This window comes from Pseudomonas haemolytica (assembly GCF_009659625.1).
Classification (GTDB): Bacteria; Pseudomonadota; Gammaproteobacteria; order Pseudomonadales; family Pseudomonadaceae; genus Aquipseudomonas; species Aquipseudomonas haemolytica.
In genome coordinates, this window is sequence record NZ_VOIW01000004.1 from 99369 (window position 1) to 117866 (window position 18498).

The window sequence follows — 18498 nt, forward strand, 5'->3', positions numbered from 1 at the left end:
CGATAGCGGTCTCACATTCAACATATCTTTATCAGGGCAACCACACATGAAAATCAGCCGCCAAGCCTACGCCGACATGTACGGCCCCACCGTCGGTGACAAGGTCCGCCTGGCCGACACCGAACTGTTCGTCGAAGTCGAACAGGACTTCACTGTCTATGGCGAAGAAGTGAAATTCGGCGGCGGCAAGGTCATCCGCGACGGCCAGGGCCAGAGCCAACTGCTCGCCCATGAAGTGGTGGACACCCTGATCACCAACGCACTGATCATCGACCACTGGGGCATCGTCAAGGCCGACGTTGGCTTGAAGAATGGCCGCATCCATGCGATCGGCAAAGCCGGCAACCCGGATATCCAGCCCGGCGTGACCATGGCCATCGGCGCCAGCACTGAAGTGATCGCCGGCGAAGGCATGATCCTCACGGCAGGCGGCATCGACTCCCACGTGCATTTCATCTGCCCGCAGCAGATCGAAGAAGCGCTGACCAGCGGCATCACCACCATGATCGGCGGCGGTACCGGCCCGGCCACCGGCACCAACGCTACCACCTGCACGTCCGGCCCGTGGCACTTGGCGCGCATGCTGCAGGCCAGCGACTCGTTCCCGATGAACATCGGTTTCACCGGCAAGGGCAACGCCAGTCTGCCCGAGCCGCTGATCGAACAGGTCAAGGCCGGCGCCATCGGTTTGAAGCTGCATGAAGACTGGGGCACGACTCCGGCAAGCATTGATAACTGCCTGAGCGTTGCCGACCAATACGACGTGCAGGTGGCGATCCACAGCGACACCCTCAACGAGTCTGGCTTCGTCGAAACCACCCTCGCCGCCCTCAAGGGCCGCACCATCCACACCTACCACACCGAAGGCGCCGGTGGCGGCCATGCGCCGGACATCATCAAGGCCTGCGGTTTCCCCAACGTGCTGCCCAGTTCCACCAACCCGACCCGGCCGTTCACCCGCAACACCATCGACGAGCACCTGGACATGCTGATGGTCTGCCATCACCTGGACCCAAGCATTGCCGAAGACGTGGCCTTCGCCGAAAGCCGCATTCGCCGCGAGACCATTGCTGCTGAAGACATCCTGCATGACCTGGGCGCGTTCTCGATGATCAGCTCCGACAGCCAGGCCATGGGCCGCGTCGGTGAAGTGATCACGCGCACCTGGCAGACCGCCGACAAGATGAAAAAACAACGTGGCGCCCTGCCCGGCGACGGCCCGGGCAATGACAACTTCCGCGCCAAACGCTATATCGCCAAGTACACCATCAACCCGGCGATCACCCATGGTGTCAGCCATATCGTCGGCTCTATCGAAGTGGGCAAGTGGGCCGACCTGGTGCTGTGGCGCCCGGCGTTCTTCGGCATCAAACCGACCTTGATCCTCAAGGGCGGCGCAATTGCCTCAAGCCTGATGGGCGACGCCAACGCGTCGATCCCGACGCCACAACCGGTGCACTACCGCCCGATGTTCGCCAGCTTCGGCAGCTCGTTGCACGCCACCAGCCTGACCTTTATCAGCCAGGCTGCCCAGGACGCCGGCTTGCCCGAGGCCCTGGGGTTGAAGAAGCAGATCGCGGTGGTCAAGGGGTGCCGCAACGTGCAGAAAACCGACTTGATCCATAACGATTACCTGCCGGATATCGAGGTGGACCCGCAGACCTATCAGGTCAAGGCCGACGGCGTGTTGCTGTGGTGTGAGCCGGCAGATGTGCTGCCGATGGCGCAGCGCTACTTTTTGTTTTAGTGCAACCCATACTGAGTGCCGGGCGCGGCCAACAATTGCGCAACAGTTACCCGGCTCAGAAATGCTCACGCGGGTTGAACGCCGCCTTATCAGCCAGCGCCTGCCACAACGCCTTGACCTCCTCATCGCTACTTTTAGGCATCACCACCTTGAGCTGCACAAACAGATAACCGCGCTGCCCGGCCTTGTTCAGCAAGCCATGACCCTTGGCGCGCATGCGCTGGCCGTTCTGGCTGCCGGCAGGCACCTTGAGGTTGATTTTGCCGGTGAGGGTCGGCACGGCCACTTCCGCGCCCAACGCCAGCTCCCACGGCGCCAGGGGCAGGTTGATGATCAGGTTTTCGCCATCCACTTCGAACTTGGGGTGGGGCGCAAACTTGATGATCAGGTACAGGTCGCCATTGGCGCCGCCACCGATGCCCGGTGCGCCCTGCCCTTTGAGGCGGATGCGCTCGCCGTCGGCCACGCCGGCGGGGATCTTCACGTTCAGGCTCTTGGTGGTGTTGCTGACGTGCCGGCCCGAAGCGTCGTATTGCGGCACCTGGAAGTTGATCTGCTTGGACTCGGTAGACAGTGTCTCTTCAAGGTGCACCGTCAGTTGCATCTCCACGTCCTGGCCCTTGCGGCCCGTGGAGCGGCGCTGGCCGCCACCAAAGGCATCGCCACGACCACCGAAGATCGAGCTGAAAAAGTCGGAGAAGTCCTCGGTGCCCGCGCCGCCACCATACCCACCACGACTCTGCCAGCCAGGTGGGCCCTGGAACGGCTGGCCATGCTGGCCGTATTTGCGCAGTTCGTCGTACTCGGCTCGCTTATCGGCGCTTTTAAGCGCCTCATAGGCTTCGGACGCGTCCTTGAATTTCTCTTCGGCGTCTTTTTCCTTGCTGACATCGGGGTGATATTTGCGCGCGAGCTTGCGATAGGCTGCCTTGATTTCCTTGTCATCGGCCGTCGGCTCGACACCCAGAATCTTGTAGTAATCTTTGAAATCCATCGGCGGTTCACCATCCTTTATCGAGATCGCACTGCCCGGGGCACAACGTGCGCTGGTTTGCACCTGTTGAGGGTTGTGGCCTGGGGGGTACGTCAAAGTGTTATCGGCATCAGCCGTATGCAACAGATGTGGGGGCAAATCCCGTACTTTCAAGCGCGATTTAACGGATGGTTGGCCTACGCAAGCGCCTGCGACTGGCATACACTGCGCGGCCGTTTTTCAACCGGAACCCGATAGACATGAAAAACCCATCCCCAGCCCGTGCCTGCGGTATCGACTTCGGCACGTCCAACTCCACCGTCGGCTGGATCCGCCCCGGCGAGGAGACGCTTATCGCGCTGGAGGACGACAAGATCACCTTGCCGTCGGTGGTGTTCTTCAACTTCGAGGAGCGCCGCCCGGTGTACGGCCGCCTGGCCCTGCACGAGTACCTGGAAAACTACGAAGGCCGGCTGATGCGCTCGCTCAAGAGCCTGCTGGGTTCCAAGCTGATCAAGCACGACACCAGCGTCCTGGGCACGGCCATGCCGTTCACCGACCTGTTGGCGCTGTTTATCGGCCAGCTCAAGAGCCGCGCCGAGGCAACCGCAGGGCGTGAATTCGAGGAAGTGGTGCTGGGCCGCCCGGTGTTCTTCGTCGATGACGACCCGATGGCCGACCAGGAAGCCGAGAACACCCTGGTGGACGTGGCACGCAAGATCGGCTTCAAAGACATCTCGTTCCAGTACGAGCCGATTGCGGCGGCGTTCGACTACGAGTCCACCATTGAAAAAGAAGAACTGGTGCTGATCGTCGACATCGGCGGTGGTACGTCCGACTTCTCCCTGGTGCGCCTGTCTCCGGACCGCCGTCACAACGACAACCGCCAGAGCGACATCCTCGCCACCGGCGGCGTGCACATCGGCGGTACCGACTTCGACAAACAGCTGTCCCTCGCCGGCATGATGCCGCTGTTCGGCTACGGCAGCCGCATGAAAAGTGGCGCCTACATGCCCACCAGCCACCACATGAACCTGGCCACCTGGCACACCATCAACTCGGTGTACTCGCAGAAATCCCAGCTAGCGCTGGGCAGCATGCGCTACGACATCGAAGACACCGGTGGCATCGACCGGCTGTTCAAGTTGATCGAACAGCGCGCCGGGCACTGGCTGGCGATGGAAGTGGAAGAAACCAAGATCCAGCTGACCCACGAAGACAACCGCCATGTGCTGCTGGATCGGGTTGAGCCGGGGTTGAGCGTGGATTTGAGCCGTACGTTGTTCGAGTCCGCCATTGATGGCCTGCTGGAACGCGTGCGCAACAGCGTGACCCAATTGCTGACCGATGCTTCGGTGGATGTTGCCCAGGTGGACACGGTGTTCTTCACCGGTGGTTCCAGCGGTATTCCGGCACTGCGCCACAGCATCTCGGCCATGCTGCCGAATGCGCGGCACGTGGAAGGCAATATCTTTGGCAGTATCGGTAGTGGCTTGGCGATCGAGGCCAGCAAACGTTATGGGTCTTAAGCGGTAAGTTTTCAGCTTCAAGCTGCAAGTAGAAGCGGACTCGCTCTCACTTGAAGCTTGAAGCTTGCAACTGTGTTTAAACCATCCCGCCGAGCTTCAGCTCACTTTTCAGGTACGCATAGTAGATCGGCCCCGCCACCACTCCCGGCAAACCGAACGCCGCTTCAAACACCAGCATCGCCAGCAGCAATTCCCACGACTTGGCACTGATCTGCCCGCCGACGATGCGTGCGTTGAGGAAGTACTCGACCTTGTGGATCACGATCAGGTACCCCAACGCCGCCACCGCCACCCAGATCGACAACGACAGCGCGACGATGGTGATCAAAGTGTTGGACATCAGGTTGCCGATCACCGGCAACAGGCCGAGCAGGAAGGTCAACACGATGAGGGTTTTGGTCAGCGGCAGGTGGATACCGCACAACGGCAGCACCACGGCGAGGAAGATCGCAGTGAAGCCGGTATTGAGCGCGGCAATTTTGATCTGGGCGAAGACGATGTTGCGAAAGGCCTGGACCAGCAGGTGCAGGCGGTCGAACAGTGCAGCGGCCAGGGGTTTGCGTTTGGTCAGGTCGGGCACGCGCTGCAGGGCGATGATCGCACCCAGCACCATGCCGATCAGCAGGGTAACGAACATGTGCGCAGCGTCTTTGCCGACCAGTTGCAGTTCGCTCAGGTGCTTGCTCAGCCAATCGCCGATGGCCACGCGGAATTCGGCGGCACTGGCGGGCAGGTAGGCGTCGATAAACGGCGGTAATTGGCCGCGTGCGCGGTCGACCACACCCATGAATTTGTCGAGAGAAGCCCCGGGGTTTTCCGCTTCGTGGAGCAGGAAGCTGATGGCGCCGGCGAAAATCAAGGTGAGCACGCTGACGATCAGCGTGCCCAGCAAAGCCACCGCCAACCAGCGCGCGCGCCGACCTTCGATCAGGCGTTGAAGTTGGGGGGTGAGCATGTTGACCAGTTCATAGACCAACAGGCCGGCCAGCAGGCTGGGCAGCAATTTCAGCGGCAGCACCAGCAGCAACCCGCCGAAAATGATGATGTAGCTGGCCAGCAACAACACATGACGCTGAGAAAACGTTGGCATACAGCCTCAAAACAAACGGCGTAAAAGGATGGGCAGTCTGCCAGCGTTGCAGGCATCAAGCGAGGGGGGACGACTGTGAATGCGATCAAGTGTGGGAGGGGGCTTGCTCCCGATTGCGGTGGATCAGCCAATGAATCGGTTGACTGACACGGCGCTATCGGGAGCAAGCCCCCTCCCACATTTGATCTGCAGCGCCTGCGAAATCGTGATTAACCTTTGAGGCAGGTGCTCATGAATGTCTTGCGCGCATCACCGGTCAACGCCTTGGTTTTTGCCGACGCATTGCAGTCTTTCATCTTCTGCTGCTGTGGCGTCAGGGTCTTGGCATCGTTGGCGGCAGGCGCCGACAGGCAGGTCTTCATGAAGGCCTTGCGGTCGTCGCCTTTAAGGGTCTTGGTAGTCGCTTCGGCATTGCAGGTGGTCATTTTGTTCTGCTGGGCCGTGGCGGCAAAACCCTGGGAACACAGCAGCAGGCCCATCATCAACAACGGAATACGCAGCATCTTCATGGAGTTTTCTCCCTGTTACCGTGCCGAAGGGCACGGCCTACCTCGCAGTGTAGTCAAAACCTGTTACAACTTCAGCGACTACGTATATTCGACCGCCGGTACTGCTCTGGCGTGCAGCCGGCGTGGCGCTGGAACATGGCGATAAACGCCGAGGCGGTGCTGTAGCCCAAGTCAAACGCCACATGTTGCACGCTGCGCTCACTGTCCAGCGCTTCAATGGCCGCCAGGTAACGAAGACGCTGGCGCCATTCGCCAAAACTCATGCCCAGTTCGCGTACAAACTGGCGCGCCAGGGTGCGTTCGCTCACATGCACCTGCTCAGCCCATTGCAGCAACGGGCGATTGTCGCCGGGCTCAGCCTGCATGCCCTCCAGTACTCCCAGCAACCCAGGGTGGCGGGCGTAGGGCAGGAAGCCATCGTGAATCGGCGCCTGCCTGAGCTGGTCCACCAGCACTTGGGCCAGGCGAATATCGGCCTCGGTCTGCGGGATATTCACGTCACGCTGGGCAAAATCGCTGAGGATAGCCTTGAGAATGTCACTGATCGCCAGGGTGCACGGCGCTTGGGGCAGATGCTCGCAGAGCGCCGGCGCCAAGCCCACCGAGCGATACACAATCGCCTGGGCGTTGTAGGAGCTGTGCTCGGTATTGGGCGGGATCCATACCGCGTACTGCGGCGGCGACATAAAGCGATTACCGGCCACCTCCATGCGCATCACGCCACTGGCCGAATAGTCCAGCGAGCCCCAGCCATGCCGGTGCGGGGTGCACTCGGTGTCCGGGGCGAAATCGGAGTAGCGGAAGTACACAGGGCTCGGCAGGCTGGAAAAATCCGCGAGGCGTACGGTATGTCTGGCCATGTTGTCTGGATTCAGAGGTCAGTTGTCTGGATCGCAGTATAGGCTTCGATCCAGACAGGGGATAATCCCGCCTCGTCAACACACTGGGTTTCTTTCGATGCAATACGCGTATCCGCTGCTGGCCATCTTTATCTGGGCCGGCAACACCGTGGTCAACAAACTGGCCGTGGGTTCGATCTTTCCGGCTGAAATCGGCTTTTACCGCTGGCTGCTGGCGGCGTTGCTGTTTACCCCGTTCATGCTCAAGCCGGTAATCGCCAACTGGGCGCTCATCCGCCCGAACCTCGGCAAGATTTTTATCCTCGGCGTGCTGGGCATGGCGGTGTATCAAAGCCTGGCTTATTACGCGGCAACGCTGACCAGCGCCACCAACATGGGCATCATCCTCTCGCTGATGCCGCTGATGGCCCTGACCGCCGCCATTATCAGCCTGGGCCAACGCCTGACCTTTGGCGCGCTGACCGGTGCGGTGCTGTCGTTTGCCGGCGTGGTGGTGGTGGTGTCGGCCGGCAGCCTGGGCGCGCTGCTGCAACATGGGGTCAACCTGGGCGACGGCATGATGCTCATCGCCACACTGGCGTACGCGGTCTACAGCACCCTGCTGAAAAAATGGCAACTGCGCCTGCCGCCGTTGGTACTGCTGTATCTGCAAGTGCTGGTAGCGGTGGTGGTGTTGTTCCCGCTGTATCTGTTCTCGGCCAAGGCTGGGTTGGGCTGGGCAAATATTCCGCTGGTGCTGTATGCGTGCCTGTTGGCTTCGATGCTCGCGCCATTGGCCTGGATGCATTCGGTGAAGACCCTGGGGCCAAGCCGGACCACGCTGTTTTTCAACCTGCTGCCATTGATTACCGCGTTGATTGCGGCGGTGGTGTTGAAGGAAGAGCTGGCGCTGTATCACTTGGTGGGCGGTTTGCTGACGTTGGGCGGGGTGATTTTGTCGGAGCGCTGGACGACGCCGGTTGGCCGTATGGTCAGTGTTGCCTGACATATCGCCTTCGCGAGCAAGCCCGCTCCCACATTTGACCGAGATCCATCTTCGGAATGCGGTCTAGTGTGGGAGCGGGCTTGCTCGCGAAGAACGATAACGCGGTGTACCCGCTAAACGCCGGCCGCCTTGAGCCGCCGGGCATGCTCGACAAACAGACGAATCGGCTCGGCCCCTTTGCCCACCAGCCCCATGGATTGGTTGACGATATCGAAATGGTCCAGGGCGTAGTCATCGCCGATCACCGTGCCCAGGTGTGAGCTGTAACGCCCGACCATACCGTCGCATTGGCCCTTCTTCCGCACAAAGCTGCGGGCGAACAAGCGACAGCTACGGTGGGTGCCGTCCAGCAGGTTGCGCCCGCGATCGGTCTTGCCCGGCTGCAAGGTGCCGGACCACGAGTAGTAGCGCACGCCGTTAACCTCCTCCATGCCCTGCCCGCCCCATTCCTGGGGCAACCCCTGGGGATATTGGCGATTGAAAAGCGCCACGCCCGCGCTGGTCAGGGAATGGTGCGAAGCCTGCAGGTCGGCCTTGAAGCGCGGCCCGCGATAGCCGGTTTCCAGCAACCCCATTACCCAGGCAACCAGATGAAACACTGCGCTCATCAGGCGCCCTTTGACGCTGTCGGCGGGGTAATGGGTGTGGATATGATCGGCCAGTTCCGAGCCATGGTTGGGCCCGGCCACCGAGGTAACCGACGCCACCCACTCCGGGCACTTGGCCGCCGCATAACGGGCAGTGAGCGAGCCCTGGCTATGGCCGATCAGGTTGACCTTCTCAGCGCCGGACTCCCGAAGAACCCGCTCGATCTGCGCCAGCAACTGCTCACCGCGTACTTCGTTGGAGTCCAACGGCGCTACTTGGACAGGAAACACCCGCGCCCCACCGGCTCGCAGCGCTGGAATGATCCCGTACCAGTAGGGGAAAAACCCCACGCGTACGAAGCCAAGCATGCCAGGCACCAGCACCAGGGGGTAACGCGTGGCTAACGACTGCGACATGAGTCGAACGTCCTTGATCATGAGAGGATGAAGGCAGACTAGCCCAATCCAGCGACGCGAAGATGACACTCCCAGGCAAATCCAATAAAACTTTTTGTCCCGCCCAAGACTCACAACTGATAGCGATCACGCCGGCAGAGCGTGGCGTAAAACCGGATTAGCCCCAGGAGATTGAAATGACTGAAGCACACTTGACTGACATTGCGACCCTGCGCAGCCGCGCCCGCCAGAATGTCGAAAACGGTGCCGTGACAGAAGGCTACGACGCCGACCGCGAAGAAATCATCCGTCTGCTCAACGAGTCGCTGGCCACAGAACTGGTCTGCGTGTTGCGCTACAAGCGCCACTACTTCATGGCCAGCGGCCTCAAAGCCAGCGTCGCCGCTGATGAGTTCCTCGAACATGCCACCCAGGAAGCCGAGCACGCCGACAAACTGGCCGAGCGCATCGTGCAACTGGGCGGCGAGCCGGAGTTCAACCCCGACCTGCTGTCGAAGAACTCCCACGCCCAATACGTCGCAGGCAACACGCTCAAAGAAATGGTCTACGAGGATCTGGTGGCCGAGCGTATCGCGGTGGACAGCTACCGTGAAATCATCCAGTACATCGGTGATAAAGATCCGACTACCCGTCGCATCTTTGAAGACATCCTGGCCCAGGAAGAAGAACACGCCGATGATATGGCGGATATTCTGCAAGATCTGTAACCAGCAACACTGCAATAACCATGTGGGAGGGGGCAGCAGCCCCCTCCCACATTTGCTTTCAGGCGCAGTCAGTTAGTTACTTGACGGTCTTCGGCGCCTTGCCTTCCTTCATCTGTTGCAGCAAGGGTGCGCACTGATTCGGCTCATCGCCGCTCGGTGCCACCAGCGCCAGGAGGCCGGCAGCCGGGCCGGCGATAATGCCCAGGGCAACCATGCCAGCGCCACGCAGTGCCAGCGGGATGGCCTTCACGCCAGCATTGGGTTTGATAAACGGCCCATTGACGTACAGCGGCGAGCGCAGCGAAAACAAGCGAAAGCCCTTGGACTCGGGCGTGATGGTCAGGTCCAACTGCTCCGTGGCCATGTTCGCGGTGCCGTCGATGTAGATGATGGCGTTCTCGGTATCGAACACAAACAACCGCGTGGTCGCCAGGCCCGTCTTGATGCCGAAATCCGCCGCCGCGCAGTTGATCTTCACTTCCTTGTCGCCGAACAGGCGGCCCACCACGTAGTTGCCGACGTTGAGCCCGGCGATTTCCATCAGGCCACGGCTGATGGCGCCGTCGTTGATCAGCATCTTCAGGTCACCATTGGAAGTGCCGAGCAGCGCTGCGACGGAATTGCCGCGCCCGGAAATATCGGCATCGCCGTTGAGTTCACCAAAGCTGGTCTTCATCGGTTCAAAGGTCGGGAACAACTGCTTGAGCTTGAAGTTGCGCGCCGTCAGTTTGGCGCGGCCTTCCATCGGCGTAGTGCGGCCGTTCAAGCGAATCTGCGCATCGAGCTTGCCGCCGGCCACGCCGAAGCGCAGGGGTTCGAGGCTCAGTTGGCCGTCGTTGAGTACCAGGTGGGTGTAAAGGTCGGTGAAGGGCAAGTCGGCACTGTGCACGATGCGCTTGCCGGTGAACTCCACGTCGGCATCCATTTCGCGCCAGCGCTCGGTGCGGAACTCTTCAACCGGCAGCACTTTGGTCGCTGGCTGTTTGCTTTCACCGCCCCGGGCTTTTTGCTTGGCGTTGGAGTCGGCACCGATCAACGGCGCCAGGTCAGTCATCAGCAGTTGGTTGGACACCAGCGCGCCGCTGAGCTTGGGCCGTGGCTGACTGGCGACATAGGCCAAGTCGCCGTGGATGTCACTGTTGCCGATCTTGCCGTTGAAGTTTTCGTAGCGGAATGAGGCGCCGCTGGCTTCATGCAGCTTGGCGATCAGATGACCATCGGTGGAGTAGGCCGGCGAGTCCGGCAAAGTGACGCCGGTCAGCGGGTACAGGTTACCCAGGCTGCTGCCCGAGAGTTTCAGGCGCAGGTCCAGGGCGCCGAGGTTCAGCGGGTCGGTCAGAGTGCCGGCCAGGGCGATGCTGGTGTCGGCGACTTTCACTTGGGCTTGCAGCGGGAACGGCTTGGCCGCGTCCTGCAAGGCAAGCAAGCCGCCAATCTTGCCGGTGCCGGCGAGTTTCTGGCCGTGGTATTGGCCTTTGACCTTGAGGCCGAACGCGTAGTCCTGGGGCGCCGAGCCTTTTTCCAGGGCTTTCCTGGCATCGGCGTCGCCGACGATTTCGCCGAACGGGATCGGTTTGCCCAGCGGGTCGATGATCACATCGAGTTGAGTTTTGAGGGTTTGATCGTCGAGGGTCACATGGCCCTTGTCGAAACCGATGGCGCCGATGTCCACCACCCAGTTGGAGGGTTCGGCGTCGGGGTCTTTGGGGTCGAACTTGAAGGTCCAGTTGGCGCGGCCATCGGCCAGGCGCTGCAACTGGGCACTCGGTTCAGTGAGGTCGATCCGCGGGATCACCACGCGTTGTACCAGCAAGGCCAGGGGTGAAATACGCAGCTCGACCTTTTTAAGCGTGACCATCTGCGGTTGCTTCGACCAGTCGGGGTTGCCCAGGGTCAGGTCTTCGGCGATCACATGGGGCCACGGCACCCAGGCGCGCCAGCCGCCTTCATCCGGTTCACGCTGCCACACCACCGCAAGGTTGCCGTTGATGGCGAATGGGCGGTGCAGCTCTTCGGAGACTTTGGCATTGAGTGGCGGCTTGATGCGGTTCCAGTCGAAGAAGATCAGGACCAGTACCACGATGGCGATTAACAGAACGAAGCTGGCGCAGCTCCAAGCGACGATTTTACGAGTGCGCGTCATTGCACAGGACTCCTGAATACGACTGGCTGAGCTACCCCTAAAGAGCAGCCTATAAAACTACGACTGGCAAACCGCCCGGGGGTTTAACCCGATGGCCGATTTAGTCGCAAAAAGCCACTTTCCTGATCGAACAGACAGCTTCTGATCATCAACGGCGCACCATTGTTACCCAGGTTCGTGTCGAAAATACCCACCTCGGTGCAAAACCGCGTGCTTGAGAGGCTCGTTCTAGAGCCTCCGGAGGGAACAATCAATTCTGTTGATTATTACCATTGTGTTTATGAACTTTTATATCGACTTATCAAGAGTAGCATTAGCCCTGTACCCACTTTATCGCCCTCCCAAGGAGCAACCATCATGAAACGCCAATTACTCGCTACCGTCCTGTTATCCGTCCTGGCTTCCAGCGCTTTTGCCCTGCCAGCCGCCGAACAGGCCACCCCACAGAATAAAGCCCAAGCCGTACAAATTAGTCAGACCGTGGCTCGCAGCGGTTCGCAAGAAGACGAAAACCGTGACTATGCCAAAGGTGCCGTAGCTGAAAATGGCTTCAACCGCCTGCAAGAGAAAGGCCTGGTAGAAGGCGGTGCTGAACAAGCCAACAAACGCGCTTACACCGAAGGCGTTGCTGAAGGCGGTGCCGACCGTCTGCAAGAACTGCATCAAGCCCAGAGCTAAGCCCGTGGTGGCCCAGAAAAAAGCCCGATCTGTCGATCGGGCTTTTGCTTTTATATAGACCGCGTCACGCCTCGCCCCTGTCAAGTTCGACGCCGGCAAAGCGCTTTTGCTAGAGTGCGTCGCTGTACTCGCTGACGAAGCCCATCCGCTCATGCTGCCCCGCGCCGAACAGAAGCAACAGACTCGCCTCGCCTTGATGGACGCAGCCCGCCATCTGATGGAGTGTGGCCGTGGGTTTGGCAGCCTGAGCCTGCGCGAAGTGGCGAAGACGGCAGGTATCGTGCCCACCGGTTTCTATCGCCATTTTGCCGACATGGACCAGCTCGGGCTGGTATTGGTCAGCGAAGTCGGCCAGACCTTCCGCGCTACGATTCGCCTGGTGCGCCACAACGAGTTTGTAATGGGCGGCATTATTGATGCGTCCGTGCGCATCTTCCTCGATGTGGTCTCGGCCAACCGCTCGCAATTCCTGTTCCTGGCCCGTGAGCAGTACGGCGGTTGCCTGGCCGTACGCCAAGCCATCGGCGCCCTGCGCGAAGACATCACCCGCGACCTGGCGGCCGACCTGACGCTGATGCCAAAACTGCAGCACCTGGACGCGGAAGGCTTGCATGTGATGGCCGACCTGATCGTCAAAAGCGTGTTCGCCACCCTGCCCGATATCATCGACCCACCGGCCCATGCCCTGCCGGCCCACCTCACGCCCCAGGCGAAAATCACCCAACAACTGCGCTTTATCTTTATCGGCCTCAAGCATTGGCAAGGCCTTGGCAGCACCGAATAAGCCGCTCAACCCGCCGTATGGAAGCGCTTGGCGGTCGTGTAGTGCTTGTTCCAGTAGCTGTTGCTCAATGAATCGATACGGATACTTTTGCCTGTACGCGGCGAATGGATGAATTGGCCTTTGCCGATATACAAGCCGACATGGCTGACTTGGCCGCGCCCGTTGCCTTTGAAAAACACTGCATCTCCGGGCTTCAACGCGCTGCGCTTAACAGTCTCCGCCGTAGAGCGGTGCATGGCCGCTGTCGTGCGGGGAATCAGCAGGTTGGCTTCGGTCTTGAACAGGTAAACCAGGAAACTGCTGCAATCAAAGCCCTGCTCCGCTGACGTGCCACCCCATTTGTAAGGTGTACCCAGCAACTCATGGGCGCGATCGATAACGTCGTCGATGGAAGCAGGCTTGATGCCTTGCAGTGAAGTTCCGAGGGTTGCGCGGGGCTGAAAGTTGGCCGATGCCGACGAAATAAAGAAGGTCAGGCTGACAAGGCATATACAAAAAATTGATCGAAACATAATGAACGTCGCGGTGGAATTAAACAGGGCGCACAGCCTAAATAAACCTCAGGTAGTTTCATGAACGCCAAATCCTGATCGCACGTAGGACAAATCCGAAAAAGCATCAACAAGAAAATGATGAAAGAAATTTCATCATGCCAAGAGTATCCCTCAACGAAAAACGCCCCGCTCCAGTGCTATAAATTCCGCAACGCACCAAATTGATACACATAGAGAATTATCTGATGCCCTCTTGGGTAGCATTCCTGTACATCCCGTCAGGGAATTCCTACTCAATCCCGTGATTGGCAAGACCCTTGCTCTAGGTCTTTCATCGCTCACAGCTGGAAGCTCTCTGATGCTGGTGATCCACCGCCGAATCGCCCCCCAAGCCCTCTGGGCCGCAGAATTGCTGCTGAATTTTGAAGCGCGCAGCAAAAGCCGCCTGCGCTGTTTCAGTGCCGACGGTGAAGACGTCGGCCTATTTCTGGAGCGTGGGCAGCCGCCACTACACGATGGCGAATTCCTACAAGCAGAAGACGGACGTGTCGTACGTGTTCGTGCCCGACCTGAACAACTGCTTCACGTCACTTGCCGCAACGCGTTTGAGCTGACCCGCGCCGCCTATCACCTCGGCAACCGCCATGTAGCGCTGCAGGTCGGCGACGGCTGGCTGCGCCTGCTCGATGACTATGTGCTCAAGGCCATGCTTGAACAGTTGGGCGCCGATGCGCAGACCATCGAGGCGCCGTTCCAACCGGAACACGGCGCCTACGGCGGTGGCCATCATCATTCGCGCCAGGGTGACGAAGACTTCAACTACCCGCCCAAGCTGCATCAGTTCGGCGTGCGTATATGAACCCAGCCTGGGCGCTGTTGCGCCTGGCCAGTCCGCAACTGCCGATTGGCGGCTACAGCTATTCCCAAGGCCTGGAAATGGCCGTGGAGAACGGCCGCGTGCAGGATGCGGCGAGTGCCCGGCGCTGGATCAGTGATCAGTTGCTGCTCAACCTTGCGCGTTTCGAAGCGCCGCTGCTGCTCGCCCATTGCCGCGCCGCCGTCGACCAGGATTGGGTGCAACTGGCGCAGCTGTGCGAAGAACACCGCGCCAGCCGTGAGACCCGCGAGCTGCATCAGGAGAGCCGGCAGATGGGCTATTCCCTGCAACAACTGCTCAATGGCTTGCCGGAACTGGACAGCGCCGCCCGTGAATTTCTTGAACAGTGCGGCGAACCGCACCTGGCTCTTGGCTGGGCGCTGGCCGCTCGAGCCTGGCACATCAGCCCCGACGACGCCCTCGCCGCATGGCTCTGGAGCTGGCTGGAAAACCAACTCGCGGTATTGATGAAAACCCTGCCACTGGGCCAGCAAGCCGCCCAGCGCCTGACCAGCGAACTGCTACCGCTGCTGCAACAAGCCCAGCAGGACGCCGGCCGCATCGCCCCCCAGCATTTGGGCAGCGCCGCCTTCGGCCTGTCCCTGGCATGCATGGCCCACGAGCGCCAGTACAGCCGCCTGTTCCGCTCCTAGGAGCACTTAATTTTGGAGAAACACATGAACACTCAACCCCTGCGCGTTGGAATCGGCGGCCCGGTGGGCTCTGGCAAGACCGCCCTGACCCTGGCCCTGTGCCTGGCCCTGCGCGATCGCTACAACCTGGCGGTCGTTACCAACGATATCTATACCCGCGAAGATGCCGATTTCCTGGTGCGCAACCAGGCCCTGGCGCCGGAGCGCATCATCGGCGTGGAGACCGGCGGCTGCCCGCACACGGCGATTCGCGAAGATGCCTCGATCAACCTGGAGGCCGTTGACCAACTCAACCGCCGCTTCCCTGGCCTGGACCTGATCCTGGTGGAGTCCGGCGGTGACAACCTGTCGGCCACCTTCAGCCCGGAGCTGTCGGACCTGACCATCTATGTGATCGATGTCTCCGCCGGCGACAAGCTGCCACGCAAGGGCGGGCCCGGAATTTGCAAATCCGACCTGCTGGTGATCAACAAGATCGACCTGGCCCCACTGGTGGGCGCTTCGCTGGAACTGATGAACAGCGACACCCAACGCATGCGCAACGGCAAACCTTTTGTGTTCAGCAACCAGAAAACCGGGGTCGGCCTGGATGACATCGTCGCGTTCATCGAACGCCAGGGCCTGCTGACCGCCGCCTGATCAACCCATAAGGAACCTGTTCATGAGCCTCAACAAACTTCTCGCCGCCGCCGCGCTGCTGCTCGCCCCCGCCCTGGCGTTCGCCCATCCGGGCCACGGCGACAATGGCCTTGTGGCCGGTATCAGCCACCCGCTGGGCGGTCTCGATCACTTGCTGGCCATGGTTGCGGTCGGCCTCTGGGCTGCCCAGCAGAACGGCACCGCGCGCTGGGCCCTGCCGTGCACCTTTGTCGGCACCATGCTGATCGGCGGCATGCTCGGTTTTGAAGGCCTGCAATTGCCGGCGCTGGAAAGCGGGATTGCCGCGTCGGTGCTGGCCCTGGGCCTGGCGGTGGCGCTGGCGGTGCGTCCGCCACTGTTCCTGGCCGTGGGTGCCACGGCGTTGTTTGCGTTGTTCCATGGTGTTGCCCATGGTTTGGAACTGCCAGACATGTCCAGCCCTTGGGCGTATGCCGCTGGGTTTGTCGGTGCGACCGCGGTATTGCATGCCGCCGGTTATGCGGTGGTGCGCTTTCTGCCGGTTGCTGCGGCGCCGTTGGTGCGGGTGGCTGGGGCGGCTTCGGCGGCGACTGGGGTTTGGCTGCTCGCCAGCTAAAAGTGACAAGCTGCAAGCGACAAGTAAGGGCAGCTCGGCTTTTACTTGCCGCTTGCAGCTGAAAACTTAGAGCTGCCCTCATCTGCTACCATGCGCGCCTACACCCCTGCCGTGACGACGCCAGCCAATGCCCATCGCTTCTCAGCCCGCTTTGAACACCGTGCTCACGCACTTCCACGACCTGATCGTGCCCCTCTGGCAAGGCCCAGGCTGGAATGCCGACCTGGCACTGCCCTTCGAGGCACTGGACGCCGACCACCAGCCACTCCCCCCGCAACGCTATCGCGCCATGGCCTGCGCCCGGCAGTTGTACCTGTTCGCCAGCCTGATCGGTGAGCCCGGCGCGGCCTTTGCCGAAGAACGCGCGGCGGCGCTGTTCCGTTCCCTGCAACGGCACTTCCACGATGCCGAGCACGGTGGCTGGTTCTACAGCGTCGACCCCACCGGCCAACCGCTGGACAAACGCAAAGACCTCTACACCCACGCCTTCATCATCTTTGCCTGTGCCCATTACTGGGCCAAGGTGCGTGAACCGTTGGTGGAATCGGTGCTCAATGCCGCCTTGGAAGTCGTCGCCCAGCGCTTTGCCACGGGAGATGACCTGTATGAAGCCGTGCTGGAGCGTAACTGGACCTCTCTGGATTCCGGGCCGTTGCAAAACCCGTTGATGCACCTGGCCGAAAGTTTCCTTGCCACCCTTGCGGTGCGTGAAGATGCCGACGTACAGGCGGCCTTGCTGGCATTGGCGACGGCCATGCAGCAACGCTTCATCGACCGCGAGCATGGCGTGATGATGGAAAAACCCGTGGGCGCTGTGGATAACTGGTTTGAGCCGGGGCACCAGTTCGAATGGTTCTTTTTGCTGGAATCGTCAGATGTACTGCGCGGCACACCGCTGCATGCATCGCTGACACGGGCATTTGCCTATGCCGAACAAACGGGTGTGGATAAGTTGAGCGGTGCGGTCAGTGGCATGCTCGCACTGGATGGCACGGTGCGCGACGGCACCCAACGCATCTGGGCCCAGGCCGAGTACCTGCGAGCGCTGACCTTGCGGCCGGGCAGTGAAGCGGCGTTGCAGCGCCAGTTGCTGGCGTTGCAACAGCACTTCCTGCATGCAAAGGGTTGGCATGAATGCCTGGATGCCCAGGGCACGGTGAGTCGACGGGACATGCCATCGACTACGCCGTATCACTTGGCGACCTGCTATCAGGGCCTCACGCGATCCACTTGCGATCCCCAGTAAAACTGATCGTCAACCAACGCGCCGCATCCGGCGTGCCCAGCCCTGTGGATATTTCTTCGCGCAGCCCGTCGAGGGTGGCGACCTTATCCACCGGGTAGTCCGCAGGCAACACCACATGAATCTCGATAAACCGCGCCCGCCCGTGCTTCTGCACATAGGAGACGTAGTCGTCGAAACCATGCTTGGCCTGCGCTGCGTCCATCACTTCGCGCACTTTGTCGTCCAAGTGATCCGGGGCGATGCCCAGCACTTCGCGCAACGCCGGGCGCAGGATCTTGAACGCCGGCGCCAGCATGCTCAGGGCCAGCAGGATCAGGATCAACGGGTCGACATACACCGCCCACTCGCCGTAGCCCTGGGACTTGAGCAACAGCGCGGCCAGAAAGCTGATCAACAGGCCCACCGACAGCATCGCGTCCACCAGCCAGCTGATGTTGTCGAATTGGATCAGCGACGACTTGAGCGTGCGGTTGCGGTAGCGCACATAGAAGAAGTAGGCGAACTCAACGACAGTAAACACCGCCGCATAAATGATCACCAACCCCAACTCGATCTCGCGCCCGCCATTGATAATGCCGAACACGCCATTGAGGAACGCGTAGATAGCGATCAACAGCAGGAAACTGCCTTCGATCAGCAGCACCATCGGCTCCAGGTGCCAATAGCCGAACTGGAAACGCTCGTTGCTTTTCTTGGCGATCAGCTTGGCCGTGATCAGCATCAACACCTTGATGGCGGTGGCGATCAGCGAGAAAAAGCCGTCGAACAGAATGGATTGGGCGCCAGATATCACACCCGTGACAATCCCGGCGATCGCCACAGCGAACATCAGGATGGTCGATTGTTTGAGCAGTGCCTGCTCACCTCGGTTACTCACATTTCCTCCCGTCAAAACCTTTAAACCGCACATTGCGGTGGGGTTTCAGGAGCGGAGTGTACCTTATGGCCTGTTTTTTGGCCGATTTGCAGCCATCGGGAGCTTGCC

The 18498-nt window shown here is 60.5% G+C and carries 19 protein-coding genes; 11 read left to right on the forward strand and 8 right to left on the reverse strand.

Annotation, left to right across the window (positions count from 1 at the left end):
- The first annotated feature begins 46 nt into the window (after positions 1-46).
- Positions 47-1747 carry an urease subunit alpha gene (ureC, locus tag FRT59_RS14320; RefSeq protein ID WP_153871511.1) on the forward strand — a complete coding sequence of 567 codons (1701 nt, stop codon included), beginning with the start codon at positions 47-49 and terminating at the stop codon, positions 1745-1747.
- A 55-nt stretch (positions 1748-1802) separates the two neighbouring features.
- Here the strand turns inward: ureC and FRT59_RS14325 are convergent, their stop codons facing one another.
- Positions 1803-2741 carry a DnaJ C-terminal domain-containing protein gene (locus tag FRT59_RS14325; RefSeq protein WP_034117489.1) on the reverse strand — a complete coding sequence of 313 codons (939 nt, stop codon included), beginning with the start codon at positions 2739-2741 and terminating at the stop codon, positions 1803-1805.
- Positions 2742-2980: 239 nt separating this feature from the next.
- Between FRT59_RS14325 and FRT59_RS14330 the strand changes: the two genes are divergently transcribed.
- On the forward strand, positions 2981-4249 hold the full coding sequence (locus tag FRT59_RS14330; RefSeq protein ID WP_057010770.1) for an Hsp70 family protein: 1269 nt from the start codon (positions 2981-2983) through the stop codon (positions 4247-4249).
- 76 nt (positions 4250-4325) lie between these two features.
- Here FRT59_RS14330 and FRT59_RS14335 read toward each other — a convergent pair whose 3' ends face one another.
- From FRT59_RS14335 to FRT59_RS14345, 3 genes are all read right to left on the reverse strand, one after another.
- Positions 4326-5339 (reverse strand): AI-2E family transporter, encoded by a 1014-nt coding sequence (locus tag FRT59_RS14335; protein WP_153871512.1) that lies wholly within the window; start codon positions 5337-5339, stop codon positions 4326-4328.
- Between the two features lie 209 nt (positions 5340-5548).
- Positions 5549-5848: a PsiF family protein gene (locus FRT59_RS14340; RefSeq protein WP_005784310.1), complete on the reverse strand. Its 300-nt coding sequence runs from the start codon at positions 5846-5848 to the stop codon at positions 5549-5551.
- Between the two features lie 71 nt (positions 5849-5919).
- A complete protein-coding gene (locus tag FRT59_RS14345) occupies positions 5920-6708 on the reverse strand; it encodes an AraC family transcriptional regulator (protein WP_153871513.1) in 789 nt (262 codons plus the stop codon).
- A 97-nt stretch (positions 6709-6805) separates the two neighbouring features.
- Here FRT59_RS14345 and FRT59_RS14350 point away from each other — a divergent pair, with 97 nt between their 5' ends.
- A complete protein-coding gene (locus tag FRT59_RS14350) occupies positions 6806-7693 on the forward strand; it encodes a DMT family transporter (RefSeq protein WP_153871514.1) in 888 nt (295 codons plus the stop codon).
- Positions 7694-7806: 113 nt separating this feature from the next.
- Here FRT59_RS14350 and FRT59_RS14355 read toward each other — a convergent pair whose 3' ends face one another.
- Complete coding sequence (locus tag FRT59_RS14355; RefSeq protein WP_153871515.1) at positions 7807-8697, reverse strand: esterase/lipase family protein; 891 nt, start codon at positions 8695-8697, stop codon at positions 7807-7809.
- Positions 8698-8873: 176 nt separating this feature from the next.
- Between FRT59_RS14355 and FRT59_RS14360 the strand changes: the two genes are divergently transcribed.
- On the forward strand, positions 8874-9404 hold the full coding sequence (locus FRT59_RS14360; RefSeq protein ID WP_034117480.1) for a ferritin-like domain-containing protein: 531 nt from the start codon (positions 8874-8876) through the stop codon (positions 9402-9404).
- Between the two features lie 76 nt (positions 9405-9480).
- On the opposite strand, the gene FRT59_RS14365 is transcribed toward FRT59_RS14360, so the two are convergent.
- Positions 9481-11547 carry an AsmA family protein gene (locus FRT59_RS14365; RefSeq protein ID WP_153871516.1) on the reverse strand — a complete coding sequence of 689 codons (2067 nt, stop codon included), beginning with the start codon at positions 11545-11547 and terminating at the stop codon, positions 9481-9483.
- A 357-nt stretch (positions 11548-11904) separates the two neighbouring features.
- Here FRT59_RS14365 and FRT59_RS14370 point away from each other — a divergent pair, with 357 nt between their 5' ends.
- Entirely contained in the window at positions 11905-12225 is a 321-nt protein-coding gene (locus FRT59_RS14370) for a hypothetical protein (protein ID WP_034117478.1), read from the forward strand.
- A 151-nt stretch (positions 12226-12376) separates the two neighbouring features.
- Positions 12377-13009: a TetR family transcriptional regulator gene (locus FRT59_RS14375; RefSeq protein ID WP_005784300.1), complete on the forward strand. Its 633-nt coding sequence runs from the start codon at positions 12377-12379 to the stop codon at positions 13007-13009.
- A 5-nt stretch (positions 13010-13014) separates the two neighbouring features.
- Here the strand turns inward: FRT59_RS14375 and FRT59_RS14380 are convergent, their stop codons facing one another.
- Positions 13015-13521 carry a C40 family peptidase gene (locus FRT59_RS14380; protein ID WP_153871517.1) on the reverse strand — a complete coding sequence of 169 codons (507 nt, stop codon included), beginning with the start codon at positions 13519-13521 and terminating at the stop codon, positions 13015-13017.
- Between the two features lie 340 nt (positions 13522-13861).
- Between FRT59_RS14380 and ureE the strand changes: the two genes are divergently transcribed.
- The 5 genes from ureE to FRT59_RS14405 all read left to right on the forward strand — a co-directional run bounded on the left by ureE (position 13862) and on the right by FRT59_RS14405 (position 17513).
- Entirely contained in the window at positions 13862-14362 is a 501-nt protein-coding gene (gene ureE, locus FRT59_RS14385; RefSeq protein ID WP_034117476.1) for an urease accessory protein UreE, read from the forward strand.
- Complete coding sequence (locus tag FRT59_RS14390) at positions 14359-15033, forward strand: urease accessory protein UreF (protein WP_153871518.1); 675 nt, start codon at positions 14359-14361, stop codon at positions 15031-15033. The genes ureE and FRT59_RS14390 overlap by 4 nt, the downstream gene beginning before the upstream one ends.
- Positions 15034-15057: 24 nt before the next feature.
- Entirely contained in the window at positions 15058-15672 is a 615-nt protein-coding gene (gene ureG, locus FRT59_RS14395; protein ID WP_003188109.1) for an urease accessory protein UreG, read from the forward strand.
- A 22-nt stretch (positions 15673-15694) separates the two neighbouring features.
- Entirely contained in the window at positions 15695-16267 is a 573-nt protein-coding gene (locus FRT59_RS14400) for a HupE/UreJ family protein (RefSeq protein WP_034117474.1), read from the forward strand.
- A gap of 127 nt (positions 16268-16394) precedes the next feature.
- Complete coding sequence (locus tag FRT59_RS14405) at positions 16395-17513, forward strand: AGE family epimerase/isomerase (RefSeq protein ID WP_153871519.1); 1119 nt, start codon at positions 16395-16397, stop codon at positions 17511-17513.
- On the opposite strand, the gene FRT59_RS14410 is transcribed toward FRT59_RS14405, so the two are convergent.
- A complete protein-coding gene (locus tag FRT59_RS14410) occupies positions 17485-18390 on the reverse strand; it encodes a cation diffusion facilitator family transporter (protein ID WP_034117472.1) in 906 nt (301 codons plus the stop codon). The genes FRT59_RS14405 and FRT59_RS14410 overlap by 29 nt on opposite strands.
- Positions 18391-18498 lie beyond the last annotated feature (108 nt).

Coding starts and splice junctions, on each gene's coding strand:
- FRT59_RS14400 (WP_034117474.1), top strand. CDS start 15,695: ATGAGCCTCAACAAACTTCTCGCCGCCGCCGCGCTGCTGCTCGCCCCC.
- FRT59_RS14370 (WP_034117478.1), top strand. CDS start 11,905: ATGAAACGCCAATTACTCGCTACCGTCCTGTTATCCGTCCTGGCTTCC.
- FRT59_RS14350 (WP_153871514.1), top strand. CDS start 6,806: ATGCAATACGCGTATCCGCTGCTGGCCATCTTTATCTGGGCCGGCAAC.
- FRT59_RS14325 (WP_034117489.1), bottom strand. CDS start 2,741: ATGGATTTCAAAGATTACTACAAGATTCTGGGTGTCGAGCCGACGGCC.
- FRT59_RS14345 (WP_153871513.1), bottom strand. CDS start 6,708: ATGGCCAGACATACCGTACGCCTCGCGGATTTTTCCAGCCTGCCGAGC.
- FRT59_RS14375 (WP_005784300.1), top strand. CDS start 12,377: ATGCTGCCCCGCGCCGAACAGAAGCAACAGACTCGCCTCGCCTTGATG.
- ureC (WP_153871511.1), top strand. CDS start 47: ATGAAAATCAGCCGCCAAGCCTACGCCGACATGTACGGCCCCACCGTC.
- FRT59_RS14360 (WP_034117480.1), top strand. CDS start 8,874: ATGACTGAAGCACACTTGACTGACATTGCGACCCTGCGCAGCCGCGCC.
- FRT59_RS14335 (WP_153871512.1), bottom strand. CDS start 5,339: ATGCCAACGTTTTCTCAGCGTCATGTGTTGTTGCTGGCCAGCTACATC.
- FRT59_RS14380 (WP_153871517.1), bottom strand. CDS start 13,521: ATGTTTCGATCAATTTTTTGTATATGCCTTGTCAGCCTGACCTTCTTT.
- ureG (WP_003188109.1), top strand. CDS start 15,058: ATGAACACTCAACCCCTGCGCGTTGGAATCGGCGGCCCGGTGGGCTCT.
- FRT59_RS14365 (WP_153871516.1), bottom strand. CDS start 11,547: ATGACGCGCACTCGTAAAATCGTCGCTTGGAGCTGCGCCAGCTTCGTT.
- FRT59_RS14330 (WP_057010770.1), top strand. CDS start 2,981: ATGAAAAACCCATCCCCAGCCCGTGCCTGCGGTATCGACTTCGGCACG.
- FRT59_RS14340 (WP_005784310.1), bottom strand. CDS start 5,848: ATGAAGATGCTGCGTATTCCGTTGTTGATGATGGGCCTGCTGCTGTGT.
- FRT59_RS14405 (WP_153871519.1), top strand. CDS start 16,395: ATGCCCATCGCTTCTCAGCCCGCTTTGAACACCGTGCTCACGCACTTC.
- FRT59_RS14355 (WP_153871515.1), bottom strand. CDS start 8,697: ATGTCGCAGTCGTTAGCCACGCGTTACCCCCTGGTGCTGGTGCCTGGC.
- ureE (WP_034117476.1), top strand. CDS start 13,862: ATGCTGGTGATCCACCGCCGAATCGCCCCCCAAGCCCTCTGGGCCGCA.
- FRT59_RS14390 (WP_153871518.1), top strand. CDS start 14,359: ATGAACCCAGCCTGGGCGCTGTTGCGCCTGGCCAGTCCGCAACTGCCG.